This window comes from Nitrospira sp. (assembly GCA_029194535.1).
Lineage (GTDB): Bacteria > Nitrospirota > Nitrospiria > Nitrospirales > Nitrospiraceae > Nitrospira_C.
In genome coordinates this window covers 186,831-206,016 of the sequence record JARFXR010000001.1, presented here as the reverse complement: position 1 = coordinate 206,016, position 19,186 = coordinate 186,831, and the positions used below count along the sequence as shown (strand labels likewise).

20 protein-coding genes are annotated in these 19,186 nt (G+C 59.4%); 12 read left to right on the top strand and 8 right to left on the bottom strand.

The window, feature by feature from the left end; genetic code table 11:
• Positions 1–599 precede the first annotated feature (599 nt).
• Complete coding sequence (locus P0111_00910) at positions 600–785, bottom strand: hypothetical protein (GenBank protein ID MDF0642561.1); 186 nt, start codon at positions 783–785, stop codon at positions 600–602.
• Between the two features lie 270 nt (positions 786–1,055).
• On the opposite strand from P0111_00910, the gene P0111_00905 reads away from it, so the two are divergent.
• From P0111_00905 to P0111_00890, 4 genes are all read left to right on the top strand, one after another.
• A complete protein-coding gene (locus P0111_00905) occupies positions 1,056–1,298 on the top strand; it encodes a DUF4926 domain-containing protein (GenBank protein MDF0642560.1) in 243 nt (80 codons plus the stop codon).
• Between the two features lie 251 nt (positions 1,299–1,549).
• Positions 1,550–2,800 (top strand): ATP-binding protein, encoded by a 1,251-nt coding sequence (locus tag P0111_00900; protein MDF0642559.1) that lies wholly within the window; start codon positions 1,550–1,552, stop codon positions 2,798–2,800.
• Between the two features lie 318 nt (positions 2,801–3,118).
• Complete coding sequence (locus P0111_00895; protein MDF0642558.1) at positions 3,119–4,084, top strand: hypothetical protein; 966 nt, start codon at positions 3,119–3,121, stop codon at positions 4,082–4,084.
• A 74-nt stretch (positions 4,085–4,158) separates the two neighbouring features.
• Positions 4,159–5,190, top strand: a complete 1,032-nt coding sequence (locus P0111_00890) for a hypothetical protein (GenBank protein MDF0642557.1) — start codon at positions 4,159–4,161, stop codon at positions 5,188–5,190.
• 65 nt (positions 5,191–5,255) lie between these two features.
• Here P0111_00890 and P0111_00885 read toward each other — a convergent pair whose 3' ends face one another.
• On the bottom strand, positions 5,256–5,726 hold the full coding sequence (locus tag P0111_00885; GenBank protein MDF0642556.1) for a hypothetical protein: 471 nt from the start codon (positions 5,724–5,726) through the stop codon (positions 5,256–5,258).
• A 238-nt stretch (positions 5,727–5,964) separates the two neighbouring features.
• On the opposite strand from P0111_00885, the gene P0111_00880 reads away from it, so the two are divergent.
• The 4 genes from P0111_00880 (at position 5,965) to P0111_00865 (ending at position 9,695) form a co-directional block, all read left to right on the top strand.
• A complete protein-coding gene (locus tag P0111_00880) occupies positions 5,965–7,122 on the top strand; it encodes an SUMF1/EgtB/PvdO family nonheme iron enzyme (GenBank protein MDF0642555.1) in 1,158 nt (385 codons plus the stop codon).
• 191 nt (positions 7,123–7,313) lie between these two features.
• On the top strand, positions 7,314–8,132 hold the full coding sequence (locus P0111_00875; GenBank protein ID MDF0642554.1) for a polyphosphate kinase 2 family protein: 819 nt from the start codon (positions 7,314–7,316) through the stop codon (positions 8,130–8,132).
• Between the two features lie 61 nt (positions 8,133–8,193).
• Positions 8,194–9,015 carry a DUF4412 domain-containing protein gene (locus P0111_00870; GenBank protein MDF0642553.1) on the top strand — a complete coding sequence of 274 codons (822 nt, stop codon included), beginning with the start codon at positions 8,194–8,196 and terminating at the stop codon, positions 9,013–9,015.
• Between the two features lie 32 nt (positions 9,016–9,047).
• The gene (locus tag P0111_00865; GenBank protein MDF0642552.1) at positions 9,048–9,695 is read left to right on the top strand and encodes a DUF4412 domain-containing protein; all 648 of its coding nucleotides are present in this window, start codon (positions 9,048–9,050) and stop codon (positions 9,693–9,695) included.
• Between the two features lie 664 nt (positions 9,696–10,359).
• On the opposite strand, the gene P0111_00860 is transcribed toward P0111_00865, so the two are convergent.
• Positions 10,360–11,805, bottom strand: a complete 1,446-nt coding sequence (locus P0111_00860) for an amino acid permease (GenBank protein ID MDF0642551.1) — start codon at positions 11,803–11,805, stop codon at positions 10,360–10,362.
• Positions 11,806–11,812: 7 nt separating this feature from the next.
• Between P0111_00860 and P0111_00855 the strand changes: the two genes are divergently transcribed.
• From P0111_00855 to P0111_00840, 4 genes are all read left to right on the top strand, one after another.
• Positions 11,813–12,811 (top strand): ParB N-terminal domain-containing protein, encoded by a 999-nt coding sequence (locus P0111_00855; protein MDF0642550.1) that lies wholly within the window; start codon positions 11,813–11,815, stop codon positions 12,809–12,811.
• A 104-nt stretch (positions 12,812–12,915) separates the two neighbouring features.
• Positions 12,916–13,365, top strand: coding sequence for a CBS domain-containing protein (locus P0111_00850; GenBank protein MDF0642549.1), 450 nt, complete (start codon positions 12,916–12,918; stop codon positions 13,363–13,365).
• Positions 13,366–13,426: 61 nt separating this feature from the next.
• Entirely contained in the window at positions 13,427–13,777 is a 351-nt protein-coding gene (locus P0111_00845; GenBank protein ID MDF0642548.1) for a 4a-hydroxytetrahydrobiopterin dehydratase, read from the top strand.
• 33 nt (positions 13,778–13,810) lie between these two features.
• Positions 13,811–15,664 carry a RiPP maturation radical SAM C-methyltransferase gene (locus P0111_00840; protein MDF0642547.1) on the top strand — a complete coding sequence of 618 codons (1,854 nt, stop codon included), beginning with the start codon at positions 13,811–13,813 and terminating at the stop codon, positions 15,662–15,664.
• 10 nt (positions 15,665–15,674) lie between these two features.
• On the opposite strand, the gene P0111_00835 is transcribed toward P0111_00840, so the two are convergent.
• From P0111_00835 to lpxC, 5 genes are all read right to left on the bottom strand, one after another.
• Entirely contained in the window at positions 15,675–16,007 is a 333-nt protein-coding gene (locus P0111_00835; protein ID MDF0642546.1) for an arsenosugar biosynthesis-associated peroxidase-like protein, read from the bottom strand.
• A gap of 71 nt (positions 16,008–16,078) precedes the next feature.
• The gene (locus P0111_00830; protein ID MDF0642545.1) at positions 16,079–16,363 is read right to left on the bottom strand and encodes a hypothetical protein; all 285 of its coding nucleotides are present in this window, start codon (positions 16,361–16,363) and stop codon (positions 16,079–16,081) included.
• A gap of 116 nt (positions 16,364–16,479) precedes the next feature.
• Complete coding sequence (locus P0111_00825) at positions 16,480–17,301, bottom strand: inositol monophosphatase family protein (GenBank protein MDF0642544.1); 822 nt, start codon at positions 17,299–17,301, stop codon at positions 16,480–16,482.
• Positions 17,302–17,549: 248 nt separating this feature from the next.
• Complete coding sequence (locus P0111_00820; protein ID MDF0642543.1) at positions 17,550–17,672, bottom strand: hypothetical protein; 123 nt, start codon at positions 17,670–17,672, stop codon at positions 17,550–17,552.
• Between the two features lie 412 nt (positions 17,673–18,084).
• Positions 18,085–19,023, bottom strand: coding sequence for a UDP-3-O-acyl-N-acetylglucosamine deacetylase (gene lpxC / locus P0111_00815; protein ID MDF0642542.1), 939 nt, complete (start codon positions 19,021–19,023; stop codon positions 18,085–18,087).
• Positions 19,024–19,186: the final 163 nt, after the last annotated feature.

The window sequence follows — 19,186 nt, the reverse complement described above, 5'->3', positions numbered from 1 at the left end:
GACAGGCGTTCAAGCGGTCCGAACGAGAGGATCAGGGGCTTTGCGACTCGAAGAAGGTTCGAGCCCGCTGCAAGAGGGTCCACCATTCGACTCGCCCTTCGATCAGCTCAGGGCTCGCTCATGGCAGGCCATCTGGGAATTGCTCAGGACACCATCACTGCGAGTCGAATGGTGCCCCGAGCGAGCGAGACGGAACGAGGCGGCCCTTCGACTTCGCTTAAGGTCGATTCCGAGAATGGTCGAGCGAGTCGAGGGGCGTCCGGTTCCAATGTTTTACGCGTACATTCTCCGCTGCGCTGATGGCAGCCTCTATGTGGGCACGACGCAGGATCTTCATGGTCGCGTGACGGTGCATAACGAAGGCCGAGGAGCCGCGTACACATTCAAACGCGGGCCCGTCCGGTTGGTGTATTCAGAACCATTTCTCAGCGAAGAAGCAGCGATCCGGAGAGAGAGGCAGCTCAAGAACTGGAGTCGAGCAAAAAAGGAAGCCCTCATCGTTGGAGACCTGCACAGCCTGAGACGTCTCAGCAAGCGACGTTCATAGGCTGTTCTGCCACCTCGGACAATTTCCTCCATCCGGACACAGGATCAGGAAATCACTTCTCCTTGGCCTTCCTCAAGTCCCACACATCTTTTTTCAGATAGCGATAGGCATTCCTGTCTTTCCGGAAACGCAGCTCTCCTGTTTCACGGATGTGAGAAAGGTCGCAGGCGGAAACTTTAAGTTCCTTGCGCGCTGCTTTCGAATCGAGCCAGTCGCTCTGCTTCGATTTGAGTCTCATTGATTTCACTCCTTTCGCTTGCAATCTCATTTACTGATAAGTCGCCAGAAGGAGGGGAATCTTGCACTCTCTGCTGCAGGTGCCTAGGATAAGCGCCCTGCAATGATCCATCTCGACCACAATGCAACGACGCCGGTATTGCCGGAAGTGAGGAACGCTGATTGGCCCAAATGGCGTGGCTTTACCCATTCGCAGCGTCTGGATGACAGAACACTTGTCGGGCATCACGAAGGTCGTTACACTGATTCCCGATAAAGGGGGTGCATCACGATGAAGTTTGAGCTCTACACGGACGTGGCGTTGACGCGCGATCTGCCAGAATATCGGCTCCGACGGGGCGACGTCGTGAAACTGGTGGACCATCACACCGCGCCTGATGGCGCAGAGGGCTACTCCATCGAAGTCTTCAACGCTGTTGGCAACACGATCGCTGTTACCACTGTTTCTGCCTCCGCCCTCGAAGGCCTCCGCGAAGACGAAGTGCTCTGCGCTAGACCGCTCAATGTAGCGTAGCTGACTCTGTTGTCGGAGGAGACTAGAACCTATCTCAATTTCCTTCATGATGGGATGGAATCTGTGGTCGTCATTCCCGCGCAGGCGGGAATCCAGTCTTTTCAGGACATTCTGGATGCCCGCTTTCGCGGGCATGACCAGTTCTGACCGGAACGCCCATTTTGAGGTAGATTCTAGACTCCCGATACTCCCGTCGGATCGACATGCCGGCTTGGTTGCTATTCACGCCGTGAATGATTATCATTCATGGCGTGAATGATCATAAAACCACACTCCCCCGGCATCTTACAGCGACCGTAGTCCGCGCGCTCAAGGCGTTTCCCGTGGTCATTGTGACTGGGGCCAGACAGACGGGAAAGAGTACCCTGATCCGAGAATTACTTCCCGAGTCCGGCCGGGACTACCGCACGCTGGACGACATCGACGTACTCGATCTGGCTGAGCGAGAGCCTGAGACCCTGGTATTCGGCAAGCGACCGATCGCCATTGACGAAATCCAGCGGAGCCCGAAGCTGCTCCTGGCCATCAAGCGAGCGGTGGATCGAGAGCGTAAACTTGGACGATATCTCCTCTCCGGATCCGCCAATCTTGCACTGCTCCGCACTGTGTCTGAAACACTGGCTGGTCGCGCGATCTACCTGACGTTGTATCCCCTTACCCCAGCGGAACGTGCGGGACTCGGGACCGTCGGCCAGTGGAAGCAAGTCTTGGCCGACCCGTCGCAATTCGAAGGTACCCACGCCCCGGTCTCGGATCTGGGTCAGCGGGTCTTGCAGAGCGGGTTTCCGCCGACCGTCTTGGACATGGAGCCGTCCGTGCAGCGAGCATGGCTGGATGGGTATGTTCGCACGTATCTGGAGCGGGATCTCCAGGCTCTTTCGACGATCGAGAATCTGATCGATTTCCGGCGGCTCATGCGCGCGGCTGCGCTGCGATCAGGCGCGCTCGTCAACCAGACTGAGCTGGCCCGTGACGTGGGGTTATCCCAGCCGACGGCGCATCGGTACCTCAATCTTCTGGAAGCGTCCTATCTGCTCCATCGGCTTCCCGCCTATGCGGTCAATCGCACGAAGCGGCTGATCAAGACTCCCCGACTCTTCTTCTGCGATAGCGGCCTTGCGGCATTTCTCTCGGGAGTCACCTCCGAGGCTGACCTGGACAAGGCCGGCTTGCGCGGCCCTTTGCTTGAGACGTTGGTGTTCAGCGATCTGCTCACCTGGCGGGAATCCGTGACACCGAAGCCCGAAGTGCTGTATTGGAGGACGGCCGGCGGGGCGGAGGTGGATTTCGTCATCGAGCGGGAAGGAACCGTGGTTCCGGTTGAAATCAAGGCGACGAGTCGGCCACAGTCAGGCGATATCGCCCATTTGCGTCTCTTCCTGGATGAGTATAAGCGAGGCGCGCCTCATGGAATCTTGATTCACACCGGACCGCGGGCGGAACGGCTCGCCGATCGGATATGGGCCATCCCGTTATCGGTGGTACTCGGCCTGTCCCGTTGACCTGCATTGTTCAGCCCCCCCCCCTTGAAAATGTGCCGGGAATCTTGCGGGTGCAAGTCCTGTCTGGGGAGTCGCCTGCCTGTGCTCCCGCAGCAAGGTCGGGAGACCCCGGGATCTACCAAGACGATCAGAAGGACATCTCACCGGTCGAAGCTGTTCGGACACTGGCCCACCACGGGTGGGCTCCGTGGTGCTATGATGGCCGCCGATGAAACTCCATCGACAGGCGCAAGTGGTCTGCAAGACCCCGTACCACGTATCGGAGGGGCGTTTGCCGCCGGATTACTTCCCCGAAACAAGAAGGCAGCCGCCGATCTCATGAAACTCAGTCCGGTCCCAGAGAGTGTCGCGCGCACGGGTCTGCGCACGATCAAGTCCGTGTGCATCGGATCACCGGACAGAGAGCTGTCGGATCTACAACGCCGGCTGCTTCTGGGCGTTCAGGAGCATATCTTGAAGACCGGCTTCGTATTGGAACAGTTGGAGTGGATTTCTCCGGAAGAACTTGCAACAACCGCCATCGAACAGGAGTTCAGAGAGCGCATCATCAGGGGCGGGATCGTCGCGGCTTGTATCGATGGAGAAATGGATACGCATGCCGTTGCTCGACTTGAGCGATATGGGGCGGCGCTCCTGGCTGATCTGGGGCCGATACAAACGGCCTGGAAGTTGGCGAACAAGCACCTCTTGCTTGCCAGGATCGACATTATCAGAAGATCCTTGCCGGGCGTGAAAATCAGACAGACGGTCACGTCCGGGGGTATCGCCGCGGCGATCAAACAGTTCTTCCCCCTTGCCGGCGTTCAACTCCCTGACGTGACGGCCAAGTACAAGAACTTGGATCAGTATGCGACCGGAACACTCGGCAGGGCCTTTACGGACTATCTGCACCGGAACAATTTTCCCTATCCTGGCGAAAAGGGCGCGGCCCCGGAAATCATCGTCGTACATGACTGTCTGCACATTCTCGGCGACTACGGGACGACGGCGACGGAGGAGATTGAAATCGCCGCCTTTCAAGCCGGCTGCCAATTCGAGGATCCTATCTTTGGGATTCTCTTTGGTTTGGCCCAGTATCATCTGAACATCCAAGTCGCGCCGGTCGCTCCCTCGCAGGCGCTGCAAGCGAACCCTGAAAAGATGATCGCAGCCTTCGCTCGTGGCTGCCGGGTGAACAGGGATATGTGGCGAGATTTTGATCCCTGGGACTACTTCGAAAGGCCGGTAGAAGACATTCGCAGATCGTTGAGCGTACCGCAGAAGGACCTCTCTGAACCTCATTGAGGTCGAACATTCTGGACACTGCATCCTCGCGATGTCTCCACAGAATTCCCCGGACTACCTGTCGGCGGCAGCGCATGACGCAGTGTGTGCAGAGCCCCGGAGCGATCCGTATTCTTCCCGGCCTGCCGGGAACAGGCGCTTGGCTCATTTGGTTGTTCCTCTTGAGTGCGTTCCAGCCGTCGTTCGCGCAGGAGTCGTCATCTTCCTCAGAGCAGAGAGAACGAACATCCTTCGAGGAACAGGGTCATGCCGCCGGCTCTCAGGGAACTGACCAGGCTCTTCCACTCGACGAGGCGACGTCAGGACCGGAGGATGAGAGAGCGAGCCGACCGCGTCCGGTAGTCAGGCGATTCGGAGCGAAGCCGCTGACTCCCGAGCAGCAGGAGGAAGCTAGGCGCCTGTCTGCTATTGCGGCCAGGATGGGGACCGACCCGACGGCCATCGTCGGGCGGGTCGAGACCTTCTTTCGGTACGATGCGCTGGCGGGCGGCGGCCGGAACAGTAATGTCGTCGGTCGCATCGACGTGCCTTATCATAAGAACATTGTGCTGCGGGCGGACCTGCCGTACGTGTGGTCGAATCCTAACCAGCCCGGCACAAGCAATCGGCGTGGATTGAGCGACTTGTTGGTACGGGCCGGCGGGCGTGTCTATTCTGATCCGGCGGATACGATTTTTCTCGGCATGGACTTCACGTTCCCCACGGCGGAAGACACATTGGGGACAGGGAAATACACGGTAGGACCGGGCCTGGCAACGGCCCACGTGTTCCCTGCGTGGGGATCCCTTATCTTCGCGCTGCTCCAGCACCAGTTCTCAGTGGGAGGCGACCCTTCGCGCAATGACATCTCCGCGTCCCGCCTTCAGTGTTGGTTCAACACGATTTGGTCGGACCACTGGTGGACTCAGCTCGAGGCAGTCGGTCAAATGGATTGGGAGCGGAAGGAAAAAACCAGTATGGTCTTGGAATTTGAGGGAGGCTATCGCTTCAAGAAAGATTGGGGATTGTGGCTCCGGCCGGGGGTCGGGCTCTGGGGGCGGGACCTACCCGGCGCCTATGATTGGATGATCGAAGTCGGCATCAGGCGCATGTTCGTGGGATTTTGAGCGGTCACGGCATCGAGACCAGGCGAAAGTGAATGTTTCGCCAGACCCATGAACAAACCGGCCAACTACTTCTCATTCACGTATCGTATGGCCGTTCCGGATAAGTACTCTGTGAATTCCGTCTTATCAGTCGGGCTTTGCGCGAGGCTCCAGCGGTCATAATAGAAAGGCCACCAGCCTCCGGTGCTTCCGCCGGCCTGTCCCATCGTGGATTGCGGGGGAGACCCAGTCCCGACGGTTTCCAACACGTCGGACTTTCCCATGATCACCGCGTCCGCTCCGAGCGTTGCGGCACGGGCCAGAATTTTTTCGCGCAGTTCGTCTTCATCCGCAGTCTGACTCGTGGCGCTGATCCGCGCCAATTTCACATGAGGAGCTTCAGGCTCGGCTTCCAGCCACTGCAGGGATTCCGGACCGTTCTTGGGAGGATACACTTCGTGGGTCAACGGCTCGACATGCACCGATACGCAGGAGGTCAATGGGAAGATAAGAAGCAGGATCAGTTCATACGGAGCGAGAGGGCGGTGAACCTTCATGCCGACTATTCCTCCACGATGCGATACCCCGGCTGCACTCATAGCTTGTACCACTCGATCGGTCCCGCTTGGTATCCTCCCTGTAGGCAATTCCCTACAAGCCTGCGTTAAAAGTCTTTCATTTTCGCAGTGATTGGTCGACGGCCCTAGATTTATTGTAGGTCCTTTCGGTACCCTGAAGGGGTCAAACACTTGTTCCGGCTGATCGGCCGGAAAGAAGAATGACCCGGATCACACGATGAGAATAACGGCGGCCGTCACGCTGACGGTGGTGCTCTCAATCGCCTTGACGGCTGTGGCGGTACAAGCCGACGAGGCCGCGGCTCCAAAATCAGAAGGAGCTCAAGCGCCTGCTCCGCCAAAACCCAAACCGCCGGAGGGCGAAGCCAAGCAGCCTGCCGTGAAACCGGCTGCTCCCGCCGAGACGAACGGAAAAGAAGCGACTCCTTCAAAGCCGGAAGCAAAGCCGGAAGCGAACCAGACAAAGCCGGAACCGAGTCCGGCGAAGCCCGAATCCACACCGGGTCCTGCACAGACGCCTACGCCGGCACCGACAGCTCCACCCCCGGCGAAACCGAAGGCTACGGAAGGCGAGCCCAAGCCGCCGACTAAGGCTACAGCACCAGCCAACGGATCCCCGCCGTCCGCGTCCAAACCCGCTCCCGCACCGCCGCTCCAGGCTGAGATGACGGGAAAGGACGGAGCACCGATGGTCTTGATCCCGGCCGGCGAGTTCGCGATGGGGAGCGACAAGGGAGACGTCGACGAGCAACCGATCCATCGGGTCTTCATCGACAGTTTTTATATCGACAAGTTCGAGGTCACCAACGGGCGCTTTGCCAAGTTCGTCGAAGCCATTCAGATCGAGCCGCCGTGGGGATTCAAAGACAAGGAAACGCCTGTCGTGCATATCGATCAACCGGTCCGGTGGGTCAACTGGATGGATGCGATGGGCTACTGTCTCTGGGCCGGCAAACGGTTGCCGACTGAAGCGGAATGGGAGAAAGCCGCCCGTGGGACCGACGGCCGTATGTATCCCTGGGGCAACGAGACGCCGACCCCGGCCCATGCCGTCTTCGGATTGAAGGAAGGAGCCGACACGGTCTCGGCGATCGGCAACAGGGACAAGGGGAAGAGCCCCTACGGAGTCCACGACATGGCGGGAAATCTCTACGAATGGACGATCGATTGGTACGACGAGCAGTTCTACTCCTCCAAGAATCCAGCCATCAACCCGCGCGGCCCGGCGGAAGGCGCGGCCAAAGTGCAACGCGGAGGATCCTACACCAATGCCCCCTATCGGCTGAGGTCAACGTTCCGCACGAAGGGAGATCCGACGGAACATGATCCCAACGTCGGCTTCCGCTGCGCGCAAGACGTTCCCGCTCAGCCCTAGCAAGGCGCTGAAAAAGTCCGCCAGGATTTTTCGCGCAGCGTTCAGAGCCGCGCGGGGGACTGGCTCCGGCGCAACCGGTGCCTGTCCCAGTTTTCTACGGGTCAACGAGGACAGTCGCCGAGCTGAAGGGTGACAGTCCCCTCCCTGGGATGCGTGGTCCGTTCACGCCGGCCTCCCGGCCAGGAGACAGCATGAAGCTCCATCGCGTCAAGGCCGCCTCCCGTTTGGATTTGAACGCTTGTGACCCCGACGATACGGGACCTTACAAGAAACATGACGACGACAAGGCCGCTGCCAAGGCGGAGACGCGACAGCTGATTCGAAGGCTCAGTCGGCTGCAGGAACGACTCTATGCGAATAGGAAGCGCGCACTCCTGATCATCCTCCAGGGCATGGACACCAGCGGAAAGGACGGCACGATCCGGAGCGTGATGTCCGGTGTGAACCCGCAAGGCTGCAAGGTCGTGTCCTTCAAGTCCCCCTCTTCCAAAGAGCTCGCCCATGATTTCCTGTGGCGCGTGCACCAGGAGGTGCCGGCGAAAGGCTGCATCGGGATCTTCAACCGGTCCCATTACGAGGACGTCCTGATCACACGCGTGCACGGTCTGGTGTCCGAACGGGAGGTCAAGCGGCGGTTCACGCAGATTCAAGAGTTTGAATATCTGCTGAGCGACAACGGCACGACCATCCTGAAATTCTTCCTCCACATTTCGAAGGACGAACAGAAAAAGCGGCTGGAGGCGAGGATTCGAAACCCGGAGAAGCGGTGGAAGTGGGACTCGGGCGACATCGAGGAGCGCAAACTCTGGAGCGACTATATGAAAGCGTTCGAGGACGTGATGTCCGCCACGAGCACGGACCACGCGCCCTGGTACATCGTGCCGGCGAACCGGAAATGGTACCGGAATCTGGCGGTCGCCGACCGCGTCGTCCGGGCGGTGGAGGACATGAAGCTCGGAACTCCGCCGGCTGCAACTGATGTGGACTGGAACCGGTTGAGGATTGTCTAACCGCGCTCCCCGGCGTAGACTCGTGACGCCGCCCCTGTTGTCTGATCCATACGGAGGTCGTATGCGTGTCCTCGCTGCTCTCTTCACCGTCACGATTGCCGCCGGGTTCCCACCACCACCGGCAACGGCCTCGGATTTCGAAGGCGTCCTTCACATGACCACGACTCATGGCGATGAACAGCCGGCGAAAATGGACTGGATGATCAAGGGCGACAAGGCCCGGATCGAACGCGCGCGAGCCGACGGCAGGACGCATGTCATGATTCTCGACTCGAAGGCCAAGACGATGCTCGTCCTGTTTCCGGAACGGCAAGCCTATACGGAGATCAAGCTCGGCGGTGAGCAGAGCGAACGCATCAGCAAGGCCATGGAGGACTACGAGGTGGAGCGCACGGGGAAGACGGACAAGGTCGCCGGTCGCTCCTGCGAAATCTGGCGCGTGAAGGAGAAGGGCGAGGACAAGGAGAAGCACGAAATCTGTGTCGCGAAGGGGTTTGGGCGGACGGCGAGCTTCTGGATGGAGCCGATGAAGAAGCAACCGACTTGGGTCACGCGGCTGATCAACGAGGGAGGATTCGGGCTGCGCTCGATCCGATACGACAGCACCGGAACGGCGACCACTCGTACGGAAGTGACCGGCATCGAAGCGAAGTCGATGGACGCCGCGCTGTTCGCCGCGCCTGCCGGATATCAGAAAATGGACCGTGGCGCCATGATGGGGGCCATGGGCGGCGAAGATGTTCAGAAGCGAATAGAGGAAATGAAAAAGCGCAGAGCGGGAAAGGACGGAGCCTCGACCGGAGGAGCCAAGCCCGACCTGTCCGAGATGATGAAGCAATTCGGCGAACGGATGAAGAAGCAGCAGCAGGAAGGCGGTCAATAGAAATGAGCGTCTCCCCGAGAAAGGACTCGACCATGAAAACCGCCACGATCGCGATGTTGGTCATGCTCTGGTGCGGACAGGCGATGCCGTCGTTCGCCGCGGCGTTTGAAGGCGTCATTACGCTCAAGGAAACCTCGGGCGACGAGACGGAGACCAGGACTTTTTATTTCAAGGGAGAGAAGATGCGGGTCGACGACGGCGACGCGGAGTTCAGCGTCTGGGACGCCAAGAAGAAGGACGGATTCTTCGTCGATCGTGACGACCACACATACACGACCATGATCTGGTCGGACTTGGGTGTGGCGGATGCCAAATCAGTTCTGGACGACATCACCGTCACTAAGACCGGAAAGAATGGGAAGATTGCGGGCTACTCCTGTGAGGGCTATGTCGCTAAGGACAAGTCGGACGGCAGCATGAGCGAGCTGTGCATTGCGAAGGGGCTCAGCAATGCGGCCCTGTACGGGGTCCTGGCCGACGAGGCCTCGTCCCGTGGCGGATATCCATCCTGGTTTCGCGATTTCCTCAAGGACGGGGGATTCCCGCTCCGGCAGATCGACTACGACGAGACCGGCAAAGAGGAATCTCGATCCGAGGTGACGAAAATCGATGCGAAGCGGCTGGACGACGGGCTGTTTCACCCGCCGGCCGGTTTCAAAAAGTTGGAGCTTCGGAAATGAACAGGCTCTGGAAACAGTGGCATGCCTTATGCGTTCACTGCGAGACTCAAAAAGTGCTTTGGGCCATTGACATCGTTTTCTAATGGGCGTAGGAAAAAATCGCGGCCCGAACGCTTACGAAGGTCGAGAGATCGAACAGACCGCGCGGCTGTTACCCAGGTCTCTCGGTGACCTCACAGGAGAGGAGGGTGGGTATGGACGACGCGACTCCACCTGGCCCGTTAGGCCCGCCAATGCAAGGGCGGGCTTCTCGTCGGTCGTGCTAGTCGGTTCTCCACTGGCTGTGCCGTATGGGCACCAAAGACCAACCGGGTGTGAGCCTGACTCATTCCGGAGAGCCGATCGAAACACGAGGAACTCAAGTGCCTGGGATTGACGCAGTCTCCCCCGACTGGAAGCTTGCATCACCTGACATCGCGCGGGTCATGCGGGCCGCAAGATCAACACAAGACCAATAAGTCCGGACATCCGGCGCCCTAAGCGCCGACCACGGGCGACCTCCCACCAGCGGATTAGGTCGCCCGTGCTGTTCTCGCCTCGCAAAAATACTCTCCAACGTCGTTGTCGCATCGCTCAATCCCCCCTTGCCCTCGCCGGACTGCAGCAAGTACGGCTCGACATGTCGCTCGCTGCCGCTATGTTGAAAACCATCTTGACGAGGCGATTAAGAAGGCATTGGTCGTGCGTGTCGGAGCTTGCTCCAGATCCGGTAGAACGGCAATCCTGCGAGCACGGTGGCCAGGCCGAGCAGGGATTCCATTGGGTGTTGCAAGATGCTGCTCCCGACGAGTCCTCCGGCGCCGATCATCAAGATTCCGGGCAGCCAGGGGTAGAACGGCACGAGGTACGGGCGGGGTAAGCCTGGTTTGTGCCGGCGCAAGCGGATCACGGCGCCGAGCACCAACAGTACGAATGCCGCGAGGACGACTCCGCTGTAAATCACCAGTTGTTCGAAGGTACCGGTCACGATCAAAACCGAAGCCCAGAGTGCCTGGATCAGCATGGCACGGACCGGAACGGCGCTGGACTCGTGCAGCCCTGCCAACCAGGGTGAGAGCACTCCATCCTTCGCCATCGCCCAGTAGACTCGAGGTCCGGCCCACATCATCGCGCTGACGCCTCCCGCGAGAGACAGCGCGAGTAAGAGGGCAATCCACCGGGCGGCCGCCGGGCCCCATAAGGCCGCCGCCGCTTTCTCCGCCACAGGCAGAATCGGCGGTTCGGCTAATTGCGCCATAGGCAAGGCGTAAAGGTAGAGCACATTGAGCGACAGATAGATGGCGGCGACGAACGCCGTGCCGCCGATCATGATGCGCGGCAGGGTTCTGGTCGGCTCGGCAATTTCACCCGCGATGTAGCCTACGACGTTCCACCCCAGATAGCAGTACATCACGAAGATGAAGGCGACAGCGGCCGATCCAAGACTTGCGCCGGCCGGTATCGATCGAACAGCAAGGTGCTCCCACGCGCCGCTTCCGAAGAGGAATCCACCAACGATCAAGACGCCCAACGCGGCGAGCTTGGCTGTCGTGAGCAGGCGTTGAAGCAGACCCCCGGCGCCCACGCCTGCGGCATGCACGGCGGTCAGACACCAGACGAGCCCCAATGCGAGGCCGGTCTCGAAGATGGACTGTTGTTCTTCGAGCGGCAACACGCGCGAGAGATACGATGCGAAGCCGACGGACGATGCGGCGATCGCCGCGCCGAATCCGATCGTGAACGACGTCCATCCGCTTAAGAAAGCCGGCAACGCACCATAGGCCTCTCGGAGATAGAGGTAGTCTCCGCCTGCCTGCGGATAGGCCGCGCCGAGTTCCGCATAGGCCGTCGCTCCGGCCAGTGCGACCAGCGCGCCGAGGAACCAGAGAGCCAGCATGAGAAGAGGGTCTCCAATGTCGCGCGCCAGAAACCCTGTGGTCGTGAAGATCCCGCCCCCGATGATATTGCTCACGAGGACACAGGCGGCGGTGAACCAGCCGATGGTCCTCCGAGGAGCATCGGGTGAATGGCCCGGAGGCGGTGAGAGACTCATGGGTTCGTCAGTGTAGTCCGGCGGCTGTGAGATTTCGAGCCGTTCTCGCTTTTCTTTCTCGTTCGGCTCGCATACCATAGGCTCCATGGCCACGGCGAAGGGGAAAAAGGGCTCCGGCTCCGCTGGGGTGAAGCGGCGGAAACGACCGGCCGGCGCATCGATCGGCCTGGCCGCGGTGGAATTGCAGGCCGCCGCGCCTCCCGGGGAGGTTGCGCAGCTGCATCGCACGATCGAGGAAGACGGCGGGAAGGTGCTGGCGGTATATCGGGAGCCCTACGGAGGCCGCTGGCTGGTGCTGGCGGCGTTGCCGATCGAACTCGTCGAGCCGACGCCCTATCAGCGCAACCTCTCCGATACCCACGTGAGAAAGCTCGAGGCCGTCATCGGGAAGATCGGCCGCTTTCTCGATCCGATCATTGCGGTGCGAATGCCCAAGCCGAATCAGGCCGCAAAATACTGGACCCCGAACGGCAACCATCGTTTGTCCGCCATGCGGACGCTGGGAGCCAAGAGTCTGGTGGCGATCGTCGTGCCGGAAGCAGCCGCGGCCTATCAAATCCTCGCGCTCAATACGGAAAAAGCGCATAACCTTCGCGAAAAGGCCCTGGAGGTGATTCGGATGTACAAGGAGCTGGCCCAGCTCGAGGACAGTTCCGAAGAGATGTACGCCCTGGAATTCGAGGAGCCGTCGTTGATCACGCTGGGGCTTTGCTACGAGGAACGACCACGGTTCAGCGGTGGGGCCTACCATCCGGTATTGAAACGGGTCGATGAATTCTTGAAAAAGCCGATGCGCACGGCGATCGAAACGCGCCGGGAACGGGCCCGCACAGTGCTTGCGCTGGACGACCTGATCGTGCGCCAGGTGGAAGCGTTGAAGGCGAAGGGCTTGACCAGCCCCTACCTCAAGAGTTTCGTCGTGGCCCGAGTGAATCCGATCCGCTTCCGTCCCAAGGAGGCTCCCGCCATCTCGTTCGACGAGGCGCTGGATCGCATGACTACAGCCGCTGAAAAATTCAATCCGGACAAGGTGAAAATGGACGACTTAGCCAAATCCGGAGGCGCTCCGGACGAAGCCGAATAGCCGACGACAGCCTCGTTTCCCCACCTGGTTTCCCGTTCAATAGTAGGTTTACAATACTTTTCATTTTCTGCTGCGCTCCTCATTGTTCAACAAAGGAGGATGCCATGTTCGTCCGCGATGTCATGTCCAGCGGTTTTGTCTCCGCGTTCCCTACCGATACGGTTCGTTCGGTCGTCATCAAAATGATCAACCGTCATTGCGGCGCGATCCCGGTTGTGGAAGGCGACAACCGCCTTGTCGGGATCGTGACGGTGCGAGACATCCTGCTCCCGCTCTATCCAAACTACGGGGACTATATCCATGACAATGTTCACAGCCGTGATTTTCTCGAAATGGAGGAGGGCTATCACGAGATCCTGACAAAAAAAGTCGAGGAGGTGATGAGCCGAAATCCATTGACCATTTCATCCAGCGGCCCGATCCTCGAAGCCGCTTCGTACATGGGTCTGAAGAATTTCCGGCGCATTCCAGTGGTGGATCAGGGCCGGCTCGTCGGCATGCTCAGCATCGGAGATATCAACCGGGGACTCTTCTTTGCCCAGCAAGCAGCGTGAACGGCTTGGTTGCGTTGGAGAAAGAGGCCTCATTACAATAACAAGTTCGCAGGAGGCTCATATGGGACTCGCAGATCAGAAATGTGTGCCCTGTCGGGGCGGGGTCCCGCCCCTTCCCAACGATCGCGTCCAGAGTCTGTTAAGAGATCTCGGCGGAGGTTGGTCTCTGAATGGGCAAGGCCACCTGGAACGACTCTATACCTTCCAGGATTTTGCGCAAGCTCTCGCCTTCGTCAACAGGGTCGGCGCCGTGGCTGAGGCCGAAGGACATCATCCCGACCTGTATCTGGCCTGGGGGAAGTGCAAGGTCGAGATCTGGACCCACAAAATCAACGGTCTGACAGAAAGCGATTTCTATATGGCGGCCAAGGCGGATCGGGAATTCGAATCGACCCGCAACGCGGCGGCATGAGAGCTCGCGACCGATGATCTCACGAGGCACCAGATGATCGACAAGGCCCAGGTGGCACTCGTCAATATGCCGTTCAGCTATTCGAAGTATCCTTCGATCCAGCTGGGCACTCTCTCCGCCCTGCTGAAGTCGCAGGGCATTCCCGTTGACTGTCATCACCTGAACGTCCGCTTCGCTCACAAGATCGGGACGCCGCTGTATGAACTGATCTGTGAGAAGCGCGCGCTGTTCGGAGAGTGGATCTTTTCGTACCTCTTGTTTCGCGACAATCCCAAGCGCGCCGAATATCCGCGAGTGTTCAAGCCGGTCTTCGAGCAGCTCACGCAGGAGAGCGGGCATTCACTCGGCTACTTCGAGGACATGGCCGTCCGCACGGCCCCTCAGTTTCTGACCCAGGCGCTCACCTCGATCGATTGGGGGCAATACCGCCTCGTGGGCTTTACCTCGACCTTCGACCAAAACGTGGCCAGCCTGACCATGGCGAAGCTGATCAAGGACCTGTATCCATCGGTCACGATCGTCTTCGGCGGCGCCAATTATGACGGCGAGATGGGTCTCGAGTACTTCCGGGCGTTTCCGTTCATCGACCACGTGGTCGTCGGCGAAGGGGAGGAGAGTTTTCCCCGCCTGGTCCGCAAGGTGCTGGGCCGGGAGGCCTCGGAATATCCCAGCGGCATCGCGTACCGAGAGGGAAACGACATCCGGCTGACGCCCAATGCCTCGCTCTTCTCCGATTTCGTCAAGACGGGTCCCCCTGATTACGACGACTACTACCGCCTGCTGGCCGAATTGGGAGAATCGTCGCAGGGATTGGACCGCATCCTCCTATATGAGGGCTCACGGGGGTGCTGGTGGGGCGAGAAACACCACTGCACATTCTGCGGTCTGAACGCGCAGAGCATGAAATTTCGCGCCAAATCTTCGGAGCAGGTGGCGCAGGAAATGACCTACCTCTCGCATCGATACGACACGGCCAGGTTCAGGCTGGTCGACAACATCATCGACATGAAATATGTCGAGAACCTCTTCGGAAAATTCGCGGCGGCTCACTGCGATCTGGACGTGTTCATCGAAACCAAGAGCAATCTCCACAAGAGCCAGATCCGCACGCTCGCGGTCGGCGGGGTGAAGTGCATGCAGCCGGGCCTGGAGTCTCTAAGCCTTAACCAGCTGAGGGCGATGGACAAGGGCGTAACCCCGATGCAGAACATCCTGTGCCTGAAATGGAGTTTCTATTATCGGGTGGCCGTGTCCTGGAACATTCTCCTGGGATTTCCGGGCGAGACGAACGAGGACTATCGCCGGCAGCTCGACTTGATCCCGTCGTTACTGCATCTCCAGCCGCCGGAGTCGACGGGAAAGTTCTGGCTTGAGCGGTTCAGTCCCTATTACATGAGGCCGCAGGAATACGGCGTGCGGATCACGGGTCCCGGCGCGGCGTACGAGTATATATACGACGCGCGGCAGGTCGACCTGAAGAAGGTCGCATACGATTTCGAGTATGAGTTGGACGACTGGCCGGTCGATCCGCATGTCTATCAGGAGCTGGTCTCTGCGATCGAGGGCTGGCGCCGCCTGCATACGTCGAACGACCGGCCGTTCCTGTACTATTCCAAGGCGCTGAATTACGTGACGGTGTATGACGGGCGAACACCCGGGTCCCCCACCCGCAAGCGGTACGACGGTCTGGCGGCGCAGGTGATAGAAATTTGTAATGACGCGGCGAAAGGCCTCGAACAGATTCAGGCGGCGCTCGCTCGTGATGTCCGGGAAACGGATGTTGAGCCCTTGGCGCCGGTGCTGGCCGAACTCACCGCCCGGCGCATCCTTTATGAAGAGCGCGGGAAGTACTTCACGTTGGCCATCCCCGAGCATCCCTACCTGTAGGCCGGGGTCGTTACATCGAGAGTTTCTCGGCGACGTTCCGCATCTGCACACCGTGAACCAACGAGGCTCCGCCGCGGATCGCGCAGGCGACGTGCACGGCTTCGGTCATTTCCTCGATGTTCGATCCTTTCTCAAGGGACGCCTGGGTATAGGCGTCGATGCAGTACGGACACTGGACGGTGTGGGCGACGGCGAGCGCGATCAGGGCCTTTTCGCGTTCCGTCAACGCTCCTTCGGCAAAGCACGCGCTGTAGTACGCCATGAATTTTTCCCACAAGACGGGGTGGCCTTTGCCCATATCGGCGAACTTTCCGAGATCATGGGGATGGTAGTAGGTGTCCATGACAACTCCCTAATTGAATTGGAAGGTTACGGTTGAGGCTGAGAAGAGGATCGGGGTTCCCGGCTTCAATGTCACGCGTTGCTGGGCGGACCCGCGTCGGCCTGGGAGAGGATTTGGGAAAAGCGGCGTCCGACGATGCCGGTCACTTTGCCCAGGAGATCCGCGACTTCCTGCCATTCGTTGGGGAGCAAGTCTTGTTTGAGCTGCGGGTGAATCGCCCATTGAGCATCGACTTGGGATCCCTTGCGGCTGACCTGAACCCGAAGCAGTTCGACCTCCGTGGCGAGCGATTCGGCTTCGTCCGGCTGAGGTGGATTGCCGTTCGATTGTCCTGAGGGAGGCACTGACCTGGCCATACGTCGCACTCCTTTTCTTCCACCGATTTCTGTCGATCATACTCCATCGACCTTGCCGCTGTATATGATAGCCGGGCGCCGGATCTTGAGCAGGTCGGCCGTCGGCCGTGCCTCGGTCAAGAACGGGGCCGTGCGCCTTGTCGGAGGACCTCCAGCATGGCCTGATGGATCAACCCGTTGCTGGCGACCAGCTCTTTCCCGTAGATCGAATGGGCGCCGCCGACAAAATCCGTGACGGTTCCTCCCGCTTCCGTGAGAATGACGATTCCCGCCGCCATGTCCCAGGGATTCAATCGCACTTCCCAGAATCCGTCGAATCGTCCGGACGCCACGTAGCAGAGATCCAGGGCCGCGCTGCCCGTTCGACGCAGCCCCTGCGTCTTGAGCGCGAAGCGGGCAAAATGGTCCAAATTGTTGTCGGCGGTTTCTCGAATATCATAGGCGAATCCCGTAACCAAGAGCGCTCGATCCAGGTGAGTGATGCGCGAGACGGCCAGGGTGGTTCCGTTGAGACGCACCCCGGCGCCGGCTTGGGCCGTGAACAATTCGCTTCTGGTCGGATCGAAGACGACGCCGATCAGGCCGATTCCGTCGCGCTCCACACCGATCGAGACGCTGTAGAACGGGAACCTGTGGGCAAAGTTGGTCGTTCCATCGAGCGGATCGACAATCCATTGATAACGGGAAGGGGCTTGGACGGTCGGCCCCTGTTCCTCGGCAAGAATCCGATGGGACGGGAACCGCCGGCGTATCAATTCGATGATGCATCGCTCGGCCGCACGGTCGGCGTCCGTGACGAGGTCGATGGGATTCTTGTGTTCGATGCGGAAGCCGGCCTCGGCGTAGTCCAGGAGCAGGTCTCCGGCCTGCCTGGCCGCCTCGATCGCCACCGTCATCAATTGGTCGGGTGGAATGTCTTCTGAGTCTGCTGGAAGCATGAATGTCCCATGATAGCATGACGGTTCTTGAATGATCCCTGTCCGTGGGTCAGGCGCGGCATGAGACGGATCTGAACGACTCCGCTCGTGGTTTCCATCGTGCGGCAGGCTCCGATCCGCATTCGTTCTATTGACTTGATTCATGAGCAAGACTATAAAGCAGAGACGGTGATCAAGGTTTCGTGAATGAATGTGCGGAGAGACGTGTTCGTGCTGAGCAGTGAAACATGATTCGGTAGGAACCGTTATCAGGAAATCAACGACAGCACCACCGCCTGAACCGGGACTTCGCACCCCGAGACCGGTTTTGCGACTCGGCCGAAACGCTCGATCGCGTAGATGCCGACCACGATCCCACCGATTGTTTCCACTCAACCGATTGCTGAAGCCGCTGGTACTTGCCGCCCGTCCGAGGCGCCGATGGGTTCATCCTGCTCGGAATGGCGTCGGGGCCACAACGCAATGGGAGATTCTCCACGAGTCGGCGCGAGCGGGACGCGCCGCTCACGTCGGGGGCGACATCGTAGAGCAGTAGCAGAAGGGCGCGTCTATCCCCGGGGCTGACAGGCTGAAGGACGAAGGGAGGTGAGAGTCTTGGCGACGAAGAAAGCAGCGAAGAAGAAAAAGAAGTAAGTCCCGCCTTGATTCCAGCGTCGGGAACGAGGCCACTCGTTCCCGACGTCGACCAACGATCCCACCACTCATCGGTATCTCGACGCAGACCAATCGACCGCCCCCGAGCGGGGGCGGGGCGGTCGGTCATGGGGTTTGTTACAGGGGTGTTCAGGAAGCGGCTTGGAGCGCCACAGGAGCGGTCGGCCGCGAGGAGGACACGGTGGAAAGAAGCTCGGGAACCGTCAAGCCGTGGTCGGCGTTGAGAAGCACCCAACAGTCCGGATGATCCAGAATCTGCTTCACAAGTTTTGTGTGCAGGGCATGTCCTGAGCGGTCGGCGATCAGATGACCGATGAACGGAACCCCCAGGAGCGCAAAGTCGCCGATCAGGTCAAGCACCTTGTGCCGGACGAACTCGTCGGCGAAACGGAGACCGGATTCGTTCAAGACTCCGTCCTTCGACAACACGACCGTGTTGTCCAGGTTGCCGCCGCGCCCAAGCCCGCGCGCCCATAGGGCTTCGACTTCCTCCAAGAACCCGAACGTCCGGGCATCGGCAATCTCCGACTCGAATGCGTCCGCCGAGTATTCGTAGGTGTACGTCTGTGTCTGAATCAGAGGATGGTTGTATTGAATGGAATAGGTGATTCTCGGCGTCGACGACGGCTCAATACGAATCCGACGCGACCCGTCCACCACTTCAAGAGGTCTCGTCATCTTCAGGTACGGTTGGCGCTTGGCTTGGGAAACCAAGCCCGCCGAGCGGATCAAGCGCACGAACTGAGCGGAGCTGCCATCCATGACCGGCGCTTCCCCCGCATCGAGGTCGACGAACACATTGTCGACGTTCAGCCCGGCCAGTGCCGCCAAGAGATGCTCGATCGTCTTGACCTGAAATCCATTGCCGCTGATCGCCGTGCAAAGCTCGGTCGGGACCAAATGCTTGACGGTGGCTGCGAGAGAGGCTCCCGCATGTCCGTTTCGATTGACAAAGACGACGCCGGTATCAGGAGAAGCCGGTCTCATGGTCAAGGTAACGGGTTGGCCTGAGTGAAGACCAACGCCTGTGCAGGTTATTGTATTGGCTAAGGTCTGTTGCAGTCTCACCTGGCACCTCCGATCTACTGGTCGAGACAGCAACTCACATGCCAATAGAAATTCTGGCGGGAATGTATCGTAAACTATTGTTTTATAGTGGTTAATTGATCATGCTTGATTCCAAGCCGTTGTTGTAAAAACCTAACACCTGTGACTTTTGCGAAGGAGTGCC

Coding starts and splice junctions, on each gene's coding strand:
- P0111_00905 (MDF0642560.1), top strand. CDS start 1,056: ATGAAGTTTGAGCTCTACACGGACGTGGCGTTGACGCGCGATCTGCCA.
- P0111_00830 (MDF0642545.1), bottom strand. CDS start 16,363: ATGGCCAGGTCAGTGCCTCCCTCAGGACAATCGAACGGCAATCCACCT.
- P0111_00870 (MDF0642553.1), top strand. CDS start 8,194: ATGCGTGTCCTCGCTGCTCTCTTCACCGTCACGATTGCCGCCGGGTTC.
- P0111_00885 (MDF0642556.1), bottom strand. CDS start 5,726: ATGAAGGTTCACCGCCCTCTCGCTCCGTATGAACTGATCCTGCTTCTT.
- P0111_00880 (MDF0642555.1), top strand. CDS start 5,965: ATGAGAATAACGGCGGCCGTCACGCTGACGGTGGTGCTCTCAATCGCC.
- P0111_00845 (MDF0642548.1), top strand. CDS start 13,427: ATGGGACTCGCAGATCAGAAATGTGTGCCCTGTCGGGGCGGGGTCCCG.
- P0111_00875 (MDF0642554.1), top strand. CDS start 7,314: ATGAAGCTCCATCGCGTCAAGGCCGCCTCCCGTTTGGATTTGAACGCT.
- P0111_00865 (MDF0642552.1), top strand. CDS start 9,048: ATGAAAACCGCCACGATCGCGATGTTGGTCATGCTCTGGTGCGGACAG.
- P0111_00850 (MDF0642549.1), top strand. CDS start 12,916: ATGTTCGTCCGCGATGTCATGTCCAGCGGTTTTGTCTCCGCGTTCCCT.
- P0111_00910 (MDF0642561.1), bottom strand. CDS start 785: ATGAGACTCAAATCGAAGCAGAGCGACTGGCTCGATTCGAAAGCAGCG.
- P0111_00835 (MDF0642546.1), bottom strand. CDS start 16,007: ATGGACACCTACTACCATCCCCATGATCTCGGAAAGTTCGCCGATATG.
- P0111_00840 (MDF0642547.1), top strand. CDS start 13,811: ATGATCGACAAGGCCCAGGTGGCACTCGTCAATATGCCGTTCAGCTAT.
- P0111_00860 (MDF0642551.1), bottom strand. CDS start 11,805: ATGGTATGCGAGCCGAACGAGAAAGAAAAGCGAGAACGGCTCGAAATC.
- P0111_00890 (MDF0642557.1), top strand. CDS start 4,159: ATGACGCAGTGTGTGCAGAGCCCCGGAGCGATCCGTATTCTTCCCGGC.
- P0111_00855 (MDF0642550.1), top strand. CDS start 11,813: ATGGCCACGGCGAAGGGGAAAAAGGGCTCCGGCTCCGCTGGGGTGAAG.
- P0111_00895 (MDF0642558.1), top strand. CDS start 3,119: ATGAAACTCAGTCCGGTCCCAGAGAGTGTCGCGCGCACGGGTCTGCGC.
- P0111_00825 (MDF0642544.1), bottom strand. CDS start 17,301: ATGCTTCCAGCAGACTCAGAAGACATTCCACCCGACCAATTGATGACG.